Raw genomic sequence first — 15,980 nt, 5'->3', positions numbered from 1 at the left:
GCACCGCCCGGGTGGACCTGACCTTCTCGCTGACCGAGCGCTGGAACGAAGCCGGTGCTCCCGCGGGCATCGGCGGGCTGGTCGAATACCGCACCGACGTCTTTGACACCGCGACCGTCAACACCCTCATCGAACGCCTACAGCGCGTCCTGACGGCCATCACCAGCGATGCATCACAACGGCTTTCGTCCATCGACATACTCGACGCGTCCGAGCTGACCGTGCTGGACGGTTGGAGCAACCGGGCGGCGTTGACCGGCCCGGCACCCACCAAGGTGTCGATGCCGGCCATGTTCGCCGAACAGGTGGCCCGCGCCCCGGAGGCGGTGGCGATCAGTTGCGGCGGCCGAAGCCTCACCTATCGGGAACTTGACGAAGCCGCAAACCGGTGGGCGCATCTGCTGACCGAGTATGAGGTGGGGCCGGGCCAGTGCGTGGCCTTGATGTTCCCCCGCTGCGCCGAGGCGATCGTGGCGATGTTGGGAGTGCTCAAGACCGGGGCGGCCTACCTGCCGATCGACCCGGTGTGGCCCGCCGCGCGCATCGAGTTCGTCCTTTCCGACGCCGCACCCCGGGTCGCGATCACCACGGCTCAACTGCATTCCCGATTCGACCGGTCCGACCTGCTCGTCCTCGACGTCGACGACCCCTCGGTGGACACCAGGCCCGCCACCGCGCTGCCGAACCCGGCGCCCACGGACATCGCCTACTTCATCTACACCTCGGGCACCACCGGGACGCCGAAAGGCGTTGCGATTGCCCACCATAACGTCGCGTGGCTGACCGAGTCACTCAACGAGAGCCTGCCGCCGGGACAGGTGTGGACGCAGTGCCACTCCTCGGCCTTCGACTATTCGGTGTGGGAGATCTGGGGCGCCCTGCTGCGGGGCCGTCGGCTGGTGGTGGTGCCCGAGGCGGTCGCGGCGTCCCCAGAAGAGTTGCACGCGTTGCTGGTTGCCGAACGGGTCAGCGTGCTCACGCAGACCCCATCGGCCGTTGCGATGCTTTCAGCCGAGGGGCTGGAATCGACGGCGTTGGTCGTCGCCGGTGAGGCCTGCCCGCCCGAGGTCGTGGAACGCTGGGCGGCACCGGGACGGGTGATGATCGACGCCTACGGCCCCACCGAAAACACCGTGTGCGCCTCGATGAGCACCCCGCTGATTCCGGGGCCTGCGGTGGTGCCGATCGGGTCGCCGATACCCGGGGCGGCAATGTTCGTGCTGGACAATGCTTTACGTCCGGTGCCGGCCGGGGTCGTCGGTGAGCTGTACTTGGCCGGCCTGGGCGTGGCATTGGGATACATGCACCGCTCGGGTCTGACCGCGTCGCGGTTTATGGCGTGCCCGTTCGGGGCGCCGGGGTCGCGGATGTATCGCACCGGGGATCTGGTCTCCTGGGGCGCCGATGGGCAGCTGTCGTACCTGGGCCGCGCCGACGAGCAGGTCAAGATTCGTGGCTACCGTATTGAGCTCGGTGAAATCCAGTCCGCGCTAACGGCTTTGGACGGGGTTCAGACCGCGGCGGTGATCGCCCGCGAGGACCGTCCCGGCGACAAGCGTTTGGTGGGGTACGTGACCGGGCCGGCGGATCCTGCCGTGCTGCGCACCGCGTTGGCGGATCGGCTGCCGGCGTTCATGGTGCCCGCGGCGATCGTGGTGGTCGAGTCGTTGCCGATGACGGTCAACGGCAAGCTCGACAAGCGGGCGTTGCCCGCACCGGACTACCGCCAGGGCAGTGCGCACTACCGGGCTCCCAGCGATGCGGTCGAAGAGGTGCTGGCGGGGATCTTCGCCCAGGTGCTTGGAGTGGAGCAGGTCGGGGTCGACGACTCGTTCTTCGACCTTGGCGGGGACAGCATCTTATCGATGCAGGTGGTGGCGCAGGCGCGCGCCGCCGGGATCAGTTGCCGGCCGCGGGATGTGTTCGTCGAGCAGACCGTGGCCCGACTGGCTCGGGTTGCCGGAGTGACTGACGACGAGGACGACATCGTCGACGAGGGCACCGGGGCGGTGGTGACCACCCCGATCATGGCCTGGCTGCACAGCGTCGATGGTCCGACCGATGAGTTCAACCAGGCCATGGTGGCCCAGGCCCCACCCGGGGTGGGCGAGTCCGACGTCCTTGTGGTGTTGCAGGCGCTGTTGGATCGCCACGGCGCGTTGCGGTTACGCGTCGACGACGACGGAGACGGGGGCTGGTCGCTGACGGTGCCCGAACCCGGTTCGGTGCGGGCCAGTGATTGCCTAGAGGTCGTCGAGACGCTCTTTCAGGACGCGGTGCTGGCGGCCCGGGCCCGGTTGAACCCGGCTGCCGGGGTGATGCTGCGCGTGGTGTGGGCAACCGGCAGCAACGAATTGGTGGTGCTCATCCACCACCTGGCCGTCGACGGAGTGTCCTGGCGAATCCTGCTGGAGGACCTCAACATCGCCTGGGCCCAACACCACGCCGGCCAGCAAGTGGCACTGCCGACCGGTGGCACATCGTTTGCACGGTGGTCAGACCTGCTGGCCGAACACGCCCAAACCCTTGCAGTCGCCGAGCAGGCCGAAACGTGGCGGGAAATCGCCGCGACGCCGTCGCTGCTGCCGGCACCCCACCGCGAAACCGACACGTACGCCAGCGCCGGACGGCTATCGATCCCGCTCGACGCCGACGTCACCCGACTGCTGCTGGGCCCGGTGCCCGCGGCCTTCCACGCGGGCGTGCAAGACATTCTGTTGATCGCCTACGCGCTGGCCTGGACAAAATTCCTCGGCACCAGCACTCACACCGCGATCGGGATCGACGTCGAAGGCCATGGCCGCCACGAGGAACTGGCCCCACGAGTCGACTTATCACGCACAGTGGGCTGGTTCACCACCAAATACCCTGTTGCGCTTGACGTACGGGGCGTGCCCTGGGATCAGGTCCTTGCCGGGAATCCCGCCCTCGGGCCGGTGATCAAGGCCGCCAAAGAACAGCTTCGCGCCGTGCCCGAGCCCATCACCTACGGGCTGCTGCGCTACCTGAACCCCGAGGTCGACCTGGGCGGGGCCGACCCGGTGATCGGCTTCAACTACCTCGGCCGACTCGGCGCGGGCGCGGACGTGCCGGGTGAATTGTGGCGCATCAGCAGTGAAGCCGTCCCGTTGACCGACGCCGCGGCCGCCGTGCCGATGCCGTTGATGCACGCCATCGACGTCAACGCCGCCACCATCGACACCGAAGACGGCCCACAACTTTTGGCCGGCTGGACTTGGGCGCCTTCCGCTTTCGACGCCGACCAAGTCAACGAGCTGAGCCAACTCTGGTTCGAGGCCCTGACCGGGATCTGCGCCCACGTCCAGAAGGGTGGCGGCGGCCTATCACCGTCTGACATCGCCCCCGCACGGCTCACTCAGCACCAAATCACTGACCTGGAACGGCATTACGACATCGCCGATATCGTGCCGCTGACCCCGCTACAGCAAGGGCTGCTCTTCCACGCCACCACGCAGGACGCCACCGACGACGTCTACGCCGTCCAGCTCACCGCGACAATCAGCGGCCCACTAGACGCTCATCGTCTGCGCGAAGCCGTCCAGACCGTCATCACCCGCCATCCCAACCTCGCCGCACGCTTCAATCCCCACCACGACGAACCGATCCAGATCATCCCCCGCCGCCCCAACGCCCCCTGGCGTTACATCGAACTCGACCCCGACGACCCCGCCGCCACCATCGAGGCGTTGTGCGCCGCGGAACGCGCCTCGGTCAGCACACTGAACAATTCGTCCGTCGTTCGCGCCGCCCTCATTCACACTTCGGCGCAGCGGCATCGCTTCGTGCTCACCTTCCACCACATCGTGATGGATGGCTGGTCGCTGCCGATCCTGCTGCAGGAGATCTTCGCCAGCTACCAGCACCACCGCCTACCCACACCGGGGGACTACCGCTCCTTCCTGACCTGGCTGGCCGACCGCGACCGCGAAGCCGCCCACGCGGCCTGGAGCGAAGTGCTCGCCGGGTTCGACCACCCCACGTTGATCGCGCCGAACCCCTCGATCGGGCCAAATCGTCGCGGCGTCAACACCTTCCGGCTGCCCGCCGCGACCACCCAGGCGATCAACGACCTCGCCCGGGCCTCGCGCACCACCGTCAACACCGTGCTGCAAGGCGCCTACGCCCAACTGCTGGGCCAGCTCACCGGGCAGCAGGACGTCGCCTTCGGCGCGGCGGTCGCCGGCCGTCCCACCGAACTGCTCGGCGCCGAAACCATGGTGGGCCTGTTCATCAACACCGTGCCCGTTCGCGCGCGCATCAGCGCGACCACAACCACCACCGAGTTACTCGACCAATTGCAAAGCGCCGCCAACCACACACTGGACCACCAACACCTGCCCCTGACCGACATTCATCACATCACCGGCCACGAACAACCCTTCGACACCCTGTTCGTCTTCGAAAACTTTCCCATCGACACGGCCCCGCCGGTCGCCGACCACGAGCTGGCCATCACCGACTTCACCACCCACGAATCCACCCACTACCCCCTGACCATCCAAGCGTCCCCCGGCCACGAACTCGGTTTCCGCCTCGAGTACGACATCCACGTGTTCGACGCTGACCGCATCGACATCCTGATCGAACGGTTCCAACGCATCCTGGCGCAGATGACCGCCGAGGCGGGACAACGACTTTCGTCGTTCGAAACGCTTGACGCCGACGAGCAGGCCCGCCTCGACAGATGGAGTCACCGCGCGGCGCTCACCGCACCGCCGGCGAGCACTCCGGTGTCGATTCCGGCGGTGTTCGCCGAGCAGGTGTCCCGGTCCCCCGAGGCAGTGGCGATCACCTACAACGGCGACACGCTGACCTATCAGCAGCTGGACGAGGCATCAAACCGATTGGCGCATCAGCTCATCGGGCACGGCGTCGGATCCGGTGAGCGGGTCGCGGTGGTATTCCCCCGCTGCCCCGAAGCCATCACCGCGATCCTGGCCGTGCTCAAGACCGGGGCGGCCTACGTCCCGATCGACCCGATCCTGCCCAACTCCCGTATCGAGTTCGTCCTCTCCGATGCCGCACCAATTGCAGTCATCACCACCGCCGAGCATCGTGAGCGCCTGGACGAGACCGGCCTACAGGTCGTCGATATCGCCGACGCCGCGTTGGTGGCCCAACCTGCCACGGCCCCAACATGTCTGGGGCCGTCGCCGGATGACATCGCGTACCTGATCTACACCTCGGGCACCACCGGAACCCCCAAGGGCGTGGCCATTCCGCATCGCAACGTCACCTGGTTCACCGAGGCGTTGCACCGAAGCCTGCCACCGGGGCAGGTGTGGACCCATTGTCATTCCTTGGCTTTCGACTATTCGGTGTGGGAGATCTTCGGGTCGCTGCTGCGCGGCCGCCGGCTGGTCGTGGTGCCGGAGTCCGTCGCGGCGGCGCCGGACGACCTGCACGCGCTGCTGGTTGCCGAACAGGTCAGCGTGCTGACCCAGACGCCGTCGGCGGTTGCCATGCTTCCGAACAAGGGGTTGGAGTCGACGGCCTTGGTGGTTGCCGGGGAAGCATGCCCCACCGACGTGGTGGCACAGTGGGCGGCGCCCGGACGGGTGCTGATCAACGCCTACGGACCGACCGAAACCACGGTTCTCGCTTCGCTGAGCGCGCCGCTGACTCCGGGGTCCGGGGTGGCGCCGATCGGCTCGCCGATACCCGGGGGAGCGTTGTTCGTGCTGGATGGTTGGTTGCGGCCGGCGCCCGAGGGTGCGGTCGGTGAGTTGTATGTGGCCGGTGCTGGCGTGGGCTGCGGGTACGTTGGCCGGGCCGGGTTGAGCGCGTCTCGGTTTGTCGCCTGCCCGTTCGGTGCGCCGGGGGCGCGGATGTATCGCACCGGGGACCTGGTGCGCTGGGGTGGCGATGGACAGCTGCAGTATTTGGGCCGCGCCGATGAGCAGGTCAAGATCCGCGGGTACCGCATCGAATTGGGCGACGTGCAAGCTGCTTTGGCCGCGCTGGACGGCGTACAGGCGGCGGTGGCGATCGCTCGCGAAGACCGCCCCGGCGACAAACGCCTCGTCGGCTACGTGACCGGCACCGCCGATCCCGCCGAACTGCGGAGCCAACTGGCCGATCGGCTCCCGGCCTATATGGTGCCGGCCGCCGTCGTCGTGCTCGAGGCGCTGCCGCTGACGCCGAACGGCAAACTCAACGTCCGCGCCCTGCCCGCACCCGAGTACGCCGCCGGTGAGTACCGCGCCGTGACCAACCCGATCGAGGAGACCGTCGCCGACGTTTTCGCGAGAGTCCTTGGACTGGAACAGGTTTCCATCGACGACTCGTTCTTCGACCTGGGTGGGGACTCCCTGTCCGCCATGCGCCTCGTCGCCGAGATCAATACCGCCCTCGATGTCACGCTTCCGGTACGCACCTTGTTCGACGCGCAGTCCGTCAGAACCATCAGCCAGCGCTTGAGCGCCGATGCCGCCGCTGCGGGTGGAGCGGGTACCGCAGGTCCCAGCTGCGCGTCGGTGCATGGCCCCGATGCCACCGAGGTGTACGCCAGCGACCTCAAGCTGCACAAGTTCATCGACGAAACGACGCTGGGCAATGCGCCGGCTCTACCGGGCCCCAGCGCCGAGGTGCGAACGGTCCTGCTGACGGGTGCAACCGGCTTCCTCGGGCGCTACCTGGCCCTGGAATGGCTGCAGCGGATGGAGTCGGTCGACGGCATCCTGATCTGCCTGGTGCGAGGCCAGTCGGATGAGGATGCGATGCGCCGGCTGGAGAAGACCTTCGACACCGGCGACCCGGAGTTACTGCAACACTTCCAGGAGTTGGCCGCCGATCATCTGCAGGTCATCGCAGGCGACAAGGGTCAGGCCGACCTGGGTCTCGACGAGGAGACCTGGCAGCACCTGGCGGACGACGTCGATCTGATCGTCGACTGCGCGGCCCTGGTCAACAGCGTGCTGCCGTACAGCGAGCTGTTCAGCCCGAACGTCGGCGGCACCGCCGAGCTGATCCGCATCGCGCTGACGACCAGGCTCAAGCCCTACGCGTACGTGTCGACTTCGGACGTGGGCGGTCCGGTCGAGCAGTCGCTGTTCACCGAGGACGCCGACATCCGGGTCATCAGTCCCAGCCGCGTCGTCGACGGCAACTACGCCAACGGCTACGCCACCAGCAAGTGGGCGGGCGAGGTGCTGTTGCGCGAGTGCCACGAACATTGCGGCCTGCCGGTCTCGGTCTTCCGCTGCGACCGGATCCTGGCCGACACCACCTACGCCGGGCAGCTGAACGTGCCGGACCTGTTCACCCGGATGGTTCTGAGCCTGGTGGCGACCGGGCTAGCGCCCAAATCCTTCTACCGGCTCGATGCCGACGGCAACCGGCAACCGTCCCACTTCGACGCGCTGCCAGTCGAATTCGTCGCCGAAGCGGTCACCACGCTGGGCGCTCAGGTGGTCGAGGGCTTTGAGACCTATCACGTGATGAACCCGCACGACGACGGCATCGGGTTCGATGAGTACGTCGACTGGCTGATCGATGCCGGCTGCGTGATCGAGCGCATCGACGACTTCGGTGAGTGGTTGCAGCGGTTCGAGGCCGCCCTGCGCTCCCTGCCGGACCGGCAGCGCCAGCAATCGCTGCTGCTCGTGTTGCTGCTCCACAAGACCCATCTGCTGGCCCCGTTCTTGCAGGCGCCGGAGCCGATGCGCGGGATCCCGGCGCCGACCGACCGATTCCGCGCCGCGGTGAAGAAGGCGAAGATCGGCCCCGACAAGGACAACCCGGACATCCCACATGTCACGGCACCTGTAATCGCCAAATACGTCACCGACATGCAATTACTCGGGCTGCTGTAAGCTGTCGGCGTTTTGCCCGACCAGCTCGCTTAACGCAGGATGGGGATGGGGTTTGCGGCCCGAAAGCATTCGGGTAGATAGCTGGCTGGGGGGTTATTTGTGATGGATGTATGGCAGGAAGCTCAGGCTGTTGAGTTCATTCGCGCCTTGCGGTTTCAAGTGCGCGAGATGACCGGCAAGCTGGCGTGGATCGAGCGTCAGACGGCGAAGGCCAGCAACGCGCGCGCAAACGCACTGCGGGCGGAAGCCGTTGTGCTGCGCCGAGATATCAGAGAAGCGGAAGCTCTCATCGGTCAGCTGGAGCAGCGTTATGTGCCGCAGCCTCCGGCGAACCTGATGCGTCGAGGGCACAGGCATCCAGACCGGCCCGCCAAGACTCACGTCTGACTTACGATCGGGCCGTGCCCGCGCCGCGGCGGCCTTCGTCTCGTCTTCGATGCCGTTCGGGGCCGAGCCAACTCCTCGTGTCGTTGAGCCGAGGCGTGGTGAGCGTCTTCGACGCGGTGCAGCGACTCCTGTGCCCGCTGGCGCGCTCGCTCTACCGATTCGGCGGACGGCCGCTCGCCGGCGGCGAGTTCATGCCTTCGGCGCTTCAACTCCGCTGCCGGCCGCCCGACCCTCGCCCTCGCGCTCTGATGAACTCTCATTTGCCATCTGCGACCCCCCTTCTCGGCCTGATTGCCTTGTGCTGACCATCCCGGCGTTGCCAAAACAGTTCACTGCCGGTTTCGAACTTGTGCGCAAATGGGCGTTTCGCCGCGCTGCTTGCGGGAACGCGGGGTGAAGCCGCTGGGTAGGCGGGCGTTTCAAGCCAATCAAGGAGAAACTTATGGCAGAGGACGGCGGGCGCAGCAACCCGGTCAAGGGCGTCGTCGAGGGCGTCAAGGCAGTGGCCAAGCAGGCCATCGGGGCGGTGTCGGGTCAGGAGTATCTGGTCCGCGAAGGGAAGGCCCAGCAGGCTCAGGCCAGCGGCTACATTCCCAGCGCGCCGGGCGCCGAACCACCAGACCTGACCGAGCCGACCACGCCGCGAGAGCCGTTGCCGCCCAAGAACGATCAGATCGCCCCGGAACTTCGCACGGCTACCGGAACACCGGTAGAGGGCCCGGCGACGGCGCGCGGGCAGCAGGACCGCTCCCTGACCACCGCTCAGGGAGTGCGGCTATATGACACCGATCATTCGCTGAAGGCCGGTGAACGCGGTCCGACGCTTCTGCAGGATCACCATCTGCGCGAGAAGATCACCCACTTCGATCACGAGCGCATCCCGGAACGGGTGGTGCACGCCCGGGGCGCCGGTGCTCACGGTGTGTTCCGCGGCAACGGCGCGGCCGAGAAAATCTGCAAGGCAGGGTTTCTCAAGTCCGGCGCGGAGACGGCGGTGTTCGTCCGTTTCTCCACCGTGATCGGTTCCCGTGGATCGGCCGACACCGTGCGGGACACCCGCGGGTTCGCCACCAAGTTCTACACCCACGAGGGAACGTTTGATCTTGTCGGCAACAACATCCCGGTGTTCTTCATCCAGGACGGCATCAAATTTCCCGACGTCATCCATGCGGCCAAGCCCCACCCGGATCGCGAGATCCCGCAAGCCCAGACCGCGCACGACACGTTCTGGGATTTCGTGTCGCTGCACACCGAAGCATCCGCGCACACCATGTGGGCCATGTCCGACCGGGCGATCCCGCGGTCCTACCGGACGATGGAGGGCTTCGGCGTCCACACGTTCCGGCTGGTCGCGCCGGACAACACGACGACGCTGGTGAAGTTCCACTGGAAGCCACGCCTAGGAGTGCATTCGCTGGTGTGGGAGGAAGCCCAGATTGCCGCCGGTGTCGACCCCGACTTCCATCGCCGTGACCTCGCCGACGCCATAGAGTCGGGCGCCTACCCCGAATGGGATCTGGGCATCCAGGTGTTTCCTGACAATCCCGAGCAGATGTTCGAGGGCATCGATCTTCTCGACTCGACCAAGATCGTGCCCGAAGAGTTGGCCCCGGTTGAGGTCATCGGCACCATGCAACTCAACGCCAACCCAACCAACTTCTTCGCCGAGACCGAGCAGGTGGCGTTTCACACCGGTCACCTGGTTCCCGGAATCGACGTCACCGACGACCCACTGTTGCACGCGCGATTGTTCTCCTACCTCGACACGCAGATCACCCGGCTGGGCGGTCCGAACTTCGCCCAGATCCCGATCAACCGCCCGCACGCGCCGGTCAACGACATGTTGCGGGACGGCTTTCACCAGCACGGCGTACATCCCGGTAATGCGCCGTATCGCCCGAACTCAATCGACGGCGGATGCCCGTTCGCCGCGGGAGGCGATCTTGCCGCCTTCATCGAGGCCCCCGTTGCGCTACCCGCCTCGACCAAACGGCGCGCAAATCCCGCGAGCTACGACGACCACTTCAGCCAAGCGACCCTGTTCTACCGCAGCCTGCGGCCCGTCGAACAAGCCCATGTCATCGAAGCGTTCTCCTTTGAGTTGGGCAAATGCTACGAGCAAACGATCAAGGAACGCGAGCTCGCCGTCCTTGCGAAGATCGATACCGAACTGTGCGCCGCCGTCGCCGCGCGACTGGGTCTGCAGGCGCCCGTCCCGGACTCGGCTCCTACCGCCCCGCCGGCCAGTCCGGCGCTTTCGCAGATCGGACAACGGTGGCCGGTCGCCGGTCGCCGCATCGGTATCCTCACCGACGCGGACTCCGACACCGGCCAGGTGACGGCGGCGGTAGCCGCGATCACCGCGGCCAAACTAGTTCCCCTGGTGTTCGCTTCGCATGGCGGAACGCTGGACCGCAACGGCGGCCCGCCGGTTTCTCGCACCTACTCGACGGGACGATCCGTTGAAGTCGACGCCGTTCTCGTCGCTGGATCGCCAGCCGAAGCCGGTGCGCGAACCCTCGTCGACGAGGCGTTTCGTCATCTCAAGCCGCTGGGCGTGCTGCCACAGGGAACCAGTCTGGTTGCGGCAGCGGGTGTTCCGTCGGAGGGCGAGGGAATCTTCGCCGGCTCGGACGCGTCGGACATCGTTTCGTCGCTCGTCGCCGGCCTCGAGGAGCACCGGGTGTGGAGCCGCATCGTCCCCACTTGACCGGTTCGGCGACCGATAGGAATATCCGTTGGGGCAGACGTTGGGGCCCCTATAGCCTGTCAGCACAAGACAGTCTTTTGTTCTGTAATACGTTGCGCCGGACAGCAATTAAGGTTATCCGAGCCGCACTCCCCGCAGACCTTGACAGGACCGTATTCGATTGCGGGAGCGTCGCGTTCACGCCTGAGCGCAAAAGCCTGGTGCTGAGCGCGCCCGAAGGGATTCGAACCCCTAACCTTCTGATCCGTAGTCAGATGCTCTATCCGTTGAGCTACGGGCGCTTGGTTCAGTTGTATTCAGTTCCCCGGAGGGACCTTGCGGAGGCGAGAGGATTTGAACCTCCGGTCCCCTTTGAGGGGGACAACTCATTAGCAGTGAGCCCCATTCGGCCGCTCTGGCACGCCTCCTTGGACTTCCTGAGGGTACCCGACCCCTTCCCGGTCTCGCCGAACCGGCCATAGCGTACACAGACGCGACATAAACTGTCGAAGTGACCGTGCGCTTACGTCCCGAACTGGCAGGACTGCCAGTCTATGTTCCCGGCAAGACAGTGCCGGGTTCCATCAAGCTGGCCAGCAACGAGACGGTTCTGGGCCCGCTGCCCAGCGTTCACGCGGCGATCGTGCGAGCCATCGACGTCGTCAACCGCTACCCGGACAACGCCTGCGTGGACCTCAAGGCCGCGCTGGCCATGCATCTCGGTTCGGATTTCGCGCCTGAGCACATCGCGGTGGGCAGCGGTTCGGTCACGCTGTGCCAGCAGCTGGTGCAGATCACCGCCTCAGCCGGCGACGAGGTCATGATCGGCTGGCGCAGCTTCGAGTGCTACCTGCCGATCATTCAGGTGTCCGGCGCGGCCACGGTCAAGGTGCCGTTGACCGACCACACCCACGACCTCGACGCGATGCTCGCCGCGATCACCGACCGCACCCGGTTAATCTTCGTCTGCAACCCCAACAACCCGACGTCCACGGTCGTCGACCCGGACGCCCTGATCCGGTTCATCGACGCGGTGCCGCCGCACATCCTGATCGCGCTCGACGAGGCCTACGTCGAGTACGTCCGTGACGACATGCTGCCCAACAGCCTGGAGCTGGCCCGCACTCGCAGCAATGTCGTTGTGCTGCGGACATTCTCGAAGGCGTACGGATTGGCGGGCCTGCGCGTCGGCTACGCGATCGGCCACCAGGACCTGATCACCGCGCTGGACAAGGTCGTCATGCCGTTCGCCGTGACGAACGTCGCACAGGCCGCCGCAATCGCGTCGCTGGACGCATCCGACGAACTGATCGCGCGTACCGACGCGCTGGTCGTCGAGCGCACCCGCGTCAGCGCCGGGTTGCGGGAGGCCGGATTCACGCTGCCTCCCTCGCAGTCCAACTTCGTCTGGCTGCCGCTGGGCTCTCGCACGACGGATTTCGTGCAGCAGGCCGCCGACGCGCGCCTGGTGTTGCGGCCGTTCGCGGAGGAGGGTGTGCGCATCACCATCGGCGCGCCGGAGGAGAATGACGCCCTGCTGGCCTTCGCCCGCGACTGGATTGCCCGCAACGAACCTTGAGGAGTGCGCAGTGGAGTTGGCCCGGAAGAAGTTCACCGAGTTCAAAGAGCGCAGCGGCGACATTCCGGACGACGAACTCGACGCATTCTGGGTGGACCTTGCGCCCGCGACCCTCGACGAGATGATCGGCGAGTGGAAGGGCGGCGAGTTCCAGACCGGGCACAAGATGAACGGCCAGCTCGAGAAGGCCCGCTGGTTCGGTAAGACCTTCAAGTCGGTGACGGACGTGCAGCCGCTGGTCTGCCTGGACGCCGACGGGAACAAGTTCTCCAATAAGGAGATGGGCAAGGGCGAGGCCAGCCTCTGGCTGGAAGGTTTCCGTGGCGAGGTCACCGCGACGATGGTCTACGACGGCCAGCCCGTGCACGACCACTTCAAGAAGATCGACGACGACGCCGTGATGGGCATCATGAACGGCAAGGGCGTGCTGGACAACGGCCGGTTCTACTACTTCTTCCTGGAACGGGCGTAGCCGCTAGCCGCTCGAATGTGCGGCTGGCTTCACACTCGGCGGCGAGTGTGCGGCTGGCTTCACGCTCGGCCGCAGCAGCGAGCTAGCCGGCTGGATTTCGGCCGGTGAACGCGATCAGCCGATCCAGGGCGCGCGCGTCGGCGGGCACCTCGACCGGCTCGTCGAATCCTGCGCGCGCACGCAATTCCGGTCTGATGATCTGGTGCGCCAGCCCCAGCACGTATTCGGCCAAGGGTTCCGGGGCGTCGACGTCGTGTCCCATAGCGCTGGCGTAATCCCAGGCGTGCACCAGGAATTCGATCGACAGGATGCCGCACGCGCCCTTGGCAGGCATCTGTCCCTTGCCGAACGGCACGCTGCCGTCCAATCCGTGGCGGTGCCAGGCGTCCAGGGCCGGGCGGGCCAGGGTGACGAGCCGGCGCTCGACCGAGTCACTCGGATCGGGCTCGGGTAGGTCCGCGCCCACCAAGCCGGCGAGACCGGTGATCGATTGCGCCAAATGGCCCGTCAACCCGGTCACGTCATACTCCGAGCACGGCGTCCGCCGGGACATGTCGTCGCTGGCGACGGTGTGCAGCACGTGCTGCAGCACACTGAAGGTCTTCTCGGCGCTCTGCAGCTCGTCGTTGGGTGGTGAATCTGGTCCGGGTCGCAAGTCAGGGGCCATATCCGCCACGCTACGGTCTGCATATGGGCCAGGCATACGAATCCGTCACTGTGGAAATCAAAGACCAGGTTGCGCAGGTGACGCTGATCGGTCCCGGCAAGGGCAACGCCATGGGGCCGGCGTTCTGGTCCGAGTTGCCCGAGCTGTTTCCCACGCTGGACGCCGACCCCGAGGTGCGGGCCATCGTGATCACCGGGTCGGGAAAGAACTTCAGCTACGGCCTGGACGTGCCCGCGATGGGCGGCTCATTCACCCCGCTGCTGTCCGGCGACGCACTGGCCGGCCCCCGCGCGGTATTCCACCGCGAGGTCAAGCGCATGCAGGGGGCGATCACCGCGGTCGCCGACTGCCGCACCCCCACGATCGCTGCGGTGCACGGCTGGTGCATCGGCGGCGGGGTCGACCTGATCTCCGCGGTCGACATCCGCTACGCCAGCGCCGAGGCCAAGTTCTCCGTGCGTGAGGTCAAGCTCGCCATCGTCGCCGACGTCGGCAGCCTGGCCCGCCTGCCGCTGATCCTGAACGACGGCCACCTGCGCGAGCTCGCGCTGACGGGCAAGGACATCGACGCGGCGCGCGCCGAGAAGATCGGCCTGGTCAACGACGTCTACGACGACCCCGAGGCCACGCTGGCCGCCGCGCACGCGACCGCCGCCGAGATTGCCGCCAACCCCCCGCTGACCGTCCACGGCGTCAAGGACGTCCTCGACCAGCAACGCATCGCCGCGGTCTCCGAGAGCCTGCGCTACGTCGCCGCCTGGAACGCGGCCTTCCTGCCGTCCAAGGACCTCACCGAAGGCATCTCGGCGACATTCGAGAAGCGTCCGCCACAGTTCAAGGGCGAGTAGGACCCGTACCCTCGCGGAGGTGACTACCCCGGACGGCAAGATCCGCGTTCCCGCCGATTTGGACTCCGTGACGGCGATCGGCGAGGAAAACCACACCGACATCGACTCCGCCGCCATCGAGCGGATCTGGCGGGCGGCGCGGCACTGGTATCAAGCTGGGCTGCAACCCGCGATCCAGCTGTGCATCCGCCATAACGGTCAGGTCGTGCTCAACCGGGCGATCGGCCACGGCTGGGGCAACGCGCCCACCGATCCGCCCGACGCCGAGCAGATCCCGGTGACGACCGACACGCCGTTCTGCGTCTACTCGGCGGCCAAAGCCGTCGCCGCAACGGTGGTGCACATGCTCGTCGAGCGTGGCGTCTTCTCCCTCGATGACCGGGTCTGCGAATACATGCCCACCTTCACCAGCCACGGCAAGGACCGGATCACCATCCGGCACGTGATGACGCACAGCGCCGGCCTTCCGTTTCCCACCGGACCGAGGCCGGACGTCAAGCGCGCCGACGACCACGAGTACGCGCAGCAGAAACTCGGCGAATTGCGGCCGCTGTACCCCCCGGGGCTGGTGCACATCTACCACGCCCTGACCTGGGGCCCGCTGGTGCGCGAGATCGTCTACGCGGCAACGGGTAAGGAGATCCGCGAGATCCTTGCCACCGAGATCCTCGATCCACTCGGCTTCAGGTGGACGAATTTTGGTGTCGCGCAACAAGATTTACCTCTCGTCGCTCCCAGCCACGCCACTGGCCGGCCGCTGCCGCCGGTCGTGGCGCAGCTCTTCCGCAAAGCGGTCGGCGGAACGGTGCACGAGATCATCCCCTACTCGAACAGTCCGCTCTTCCTGACCACCATCGTTCCGTCGTCCAACACCGTGTCGACCGCGAACGAGATGTCGCGCTTCGCCGAGATCTGGCGCCGCGGTGGCGAACTCGACGGCGTACGCGTTTTGAGCCCGGAGACCATGTACGGCGCGGTCAAGCAAAGCCGAAGGCTGCGACCGGATTTCGCGGTCGGGTTACACCCCGCCCGCTGGGGCACCGGTTTCATACTGGGTACCAAGAGGTTCGGGCCGTTCGGCCGGGGCGCGCCGCACGCGTTCGGCAGCCTCGGCCTGGCCAACATCGCGATGTGGGCCGACCCCGCGCGGGGGTTGTCGGCCGGATTGGTGAGCAGTGGCAAACCAGGCCGCGATCCGGAGGTCCGCCGCTATACGGCACTGATGGACACGATTGCCGCCGAGATTCCCATCGGTTAGCGACGCGCGCGGTGGGAACACTACGAGGATGGCTACCTACCGAGTGCTCAACCCGAAGGGCGACGTCGTCGCCACCGAGGACATCGAAAGCGCCGATAAGGCGCACGCGTGGTTCGTGGACAACAAGGTCGATGACAACGAACTCGGCTGGCGCATGGAAGTCGAGCGTGACGGCGAATGGCATTTCTTCGACGACAGCGAGGGCGACCGAAGCTATTAGGGTTTGCGTCCCAGCGGGTCGGGCA

At 66.5% G+C, this 15,980-nt stretch carries 9 protein-coding genes and 2 tRNA genes; 8 read left to right on the top strand and 3 right to left on the bottom strand.

Annotated elements, in window-relative coordinates:
- Positions 1-158: 158 nt before the first annotated feature.
- The 3 genes from JOZ00_RS13865 to JOZ00_RS13855 all read left to right on the top strand — a co-directional run bounded on the left by JOZ00_RS13865 (position 159) and on the right by JOZ00_RS13855 (position 10,932).
- Positions 159-7,835 (top strand): non-ribosomal peptide synthetase, encoded by a 7,677-nt coding sequence (locus JOZ00_RS13865; protein ID WP_293344527.1) that lies wholly within the window; start codon positions 159-161, stop codon positions 7,833-7,835.
- 102 nt (positions 7,836-7,937) lie between these two features.
- Entirely contained in the window at positions 7,938-8,222 is a 285-nt protein-coding gene (locus JOZ00_RS13860) for a hypothetical protein (RefSeq protein ID WP_293344524.1), read from the top strand.
- Between the two features lie 442 nt (positions 8,223-8,664).
- The gene (locus JOZ00_RS13855; protein ID WP_293344523.1) at positions 8,665-10,932 is read left to right on the top strand and encodes a catalase; all 2,268 of its coding nucleotides are present in this window, start codon (positions 8,665-8,667) and stop codon (positions 10,930-10,932) included.
- Between the two features lie 208 nt (positions 10,933-11,140).
- Here the strand turns inward: JOZ00_RS13855 and JOZ00_RS13850 are convergent.
- Both JOZ00_RS13850 and JOZ00_RS13845 read right to left on the bottom strand, forming a co-directional pair.
- Positions 11,141-11,213, bottom strand: a tRNA-Arg gene (locus tag JOZ00_RS13850).
- A 37-nt stretch (positions 11,214-11,250) separates the two neighbouring features.
- A tRNA-Ser gene (locus JOZ00_RS13845) sits at positions 11,251-11,339 on the bottom strand.
- Positions 11,340-11,422: 83 nt separating this feature from the next.
- Here JOZ00_RS13845 and JOZ00_RS13840 point away from each other — a divergent pair.
- Positions 11,423-12,490: a pyridoxal phosphate-dependent aminotransferase gene (locus tag JOZ00_RS13840; RefSeq protein ID WP_293344522.1), complete on the top strand. Its 1,068-nt coding sequence runs from the start codon at positions 11,423-11,425 to the stop codon at positions 12,488-12,490.
- Between the two features lie 10 nt (positions 12,491-12,500).
- Positions 12,501-12,962 carry a DUF4334 domain-containing protein gene (locus JOZ00_RS13835; protein WP_293344521.1) on the top strand — a complete coding sequence of 154 codons (462 nt, stop codon included), beginning with the start codon at positions 12,501-12,503 and terminating at the stop codon, positions 12,960-12,962.
- Positions 12,963-13,044: 82 nt separating this feature from the next.
- On the opposite strand, the gene JOZ00_RS13830 is transcribed toward JOZ00_RS13835, so the two are convergent.
- Positions 13,045-13,629 (bottom strand): TIGR03086 family metal-binding protein, encoded by a 585-nt coding sequence (locus tag JOZ00_RS13830; protein WP_293344520.1) that lies wholly within the window; start codon positions 13,627-13,629, stop codon positions 13,045-13,047.
- A gap of 23 nt (positions 13,630-13,652) precedes the next feature.
- Here JOZ00_RS13830 and JOZ00_RS13825 point away from each other — a divergent pair, with 23 nt between their 5' ends.
- From JOZ00_RS13825 to JOZ00_RS13815, 3 genes are read left to right on the top strand one after another with little or no spacing between them, the layout of a single operon-like run.
- The gene (locus tag JOZ00_RS13825; protein WP_293344519.1) at positions 13,653-14,477 is read left to right on the top strand and encodes a crotonase/enoyl-CoA hydratase family protein; all 825 of its coding nucleotides are present in this window, start codon (positions 13,653-13,655) and stop codon (positions 14,475-14,477) included.
- Positions 14,478-14,496: 19 nt separating this feature from the next.
- Positions 14,497-15,735: a lipase LipE gene (lipE, locus tag JOZ00_RS13820; protein WP_293344518.1), complete on the top strand. Its 1,239-nt coding sequence runs from the start codon at positions 14,497-14,499 to the stop codon at positions 15,733-15,735.
- Between the two features lie 28 nt (positions 15,736-15,763).
- Positions 15,764-15,955, top strand: a complete 192-nt coding sequence (locus tag JOZ00_RS13815) for a hypothetical protein (protein WP_293344517.1) — start codon at positions 15,764-15,766, stop codon at positions 15,953-15,955.
- The last annotated feature ends 25 nt before the right edge of the window (positions 15,956-15,980 follow it).

This window comes from Mycobacterium sp., assembly GCF_019243155.1.
In the GTDB taxonomy this organism is placed as follows: Bacteria; Actinomycetota; Actinomycetes; order Mycobacteriales; family Mycobacteriaceae; genus Mycobacterium.
The sequence above is the reverse complement of the archived record's forward strand: the minus strand, read 5'-3'. Positions and strand labels throughout refer to the sequence as shown.

Coding starts and splice junctions, on each gene's coding strand:
- JOZ00_RS13860 (WP_293344524.1), top strand. CDS start 7,938: ATGGATGTATGGCAGGAAGCTCAGGCTGTTGAGTTCATTCGCGCCTTG.
- JOZ00_RS13830 (WP_293344520.1), bottom strand. CDS start 13,629: ATGGCCCCTGACTTGCGACCCGGACCAGATTCACCACCCAACGACGAG.
- JOZ00_RS13825 (WP_293344519.1), top strand. CDS start 13,653: ATGGGCCAGGCATACGAATCCGTCACTGTGGAAATCAAAGACCAGGTT.
- JOZ00_RS13855 (WP_293344523.1), top strand. CDS start 8,665: ATGGCAGAGGACGGCGGGCGCAGCAACCCGGTCAAGGGCGTCGTCGAG.
- JOZ00_RS13815 (WP_293344517.1), top strand. CDS start 15,764: ATGGCTACCTACCGAGTGCTCAACCCGAAGGGCGACGTCGTCGCCACC.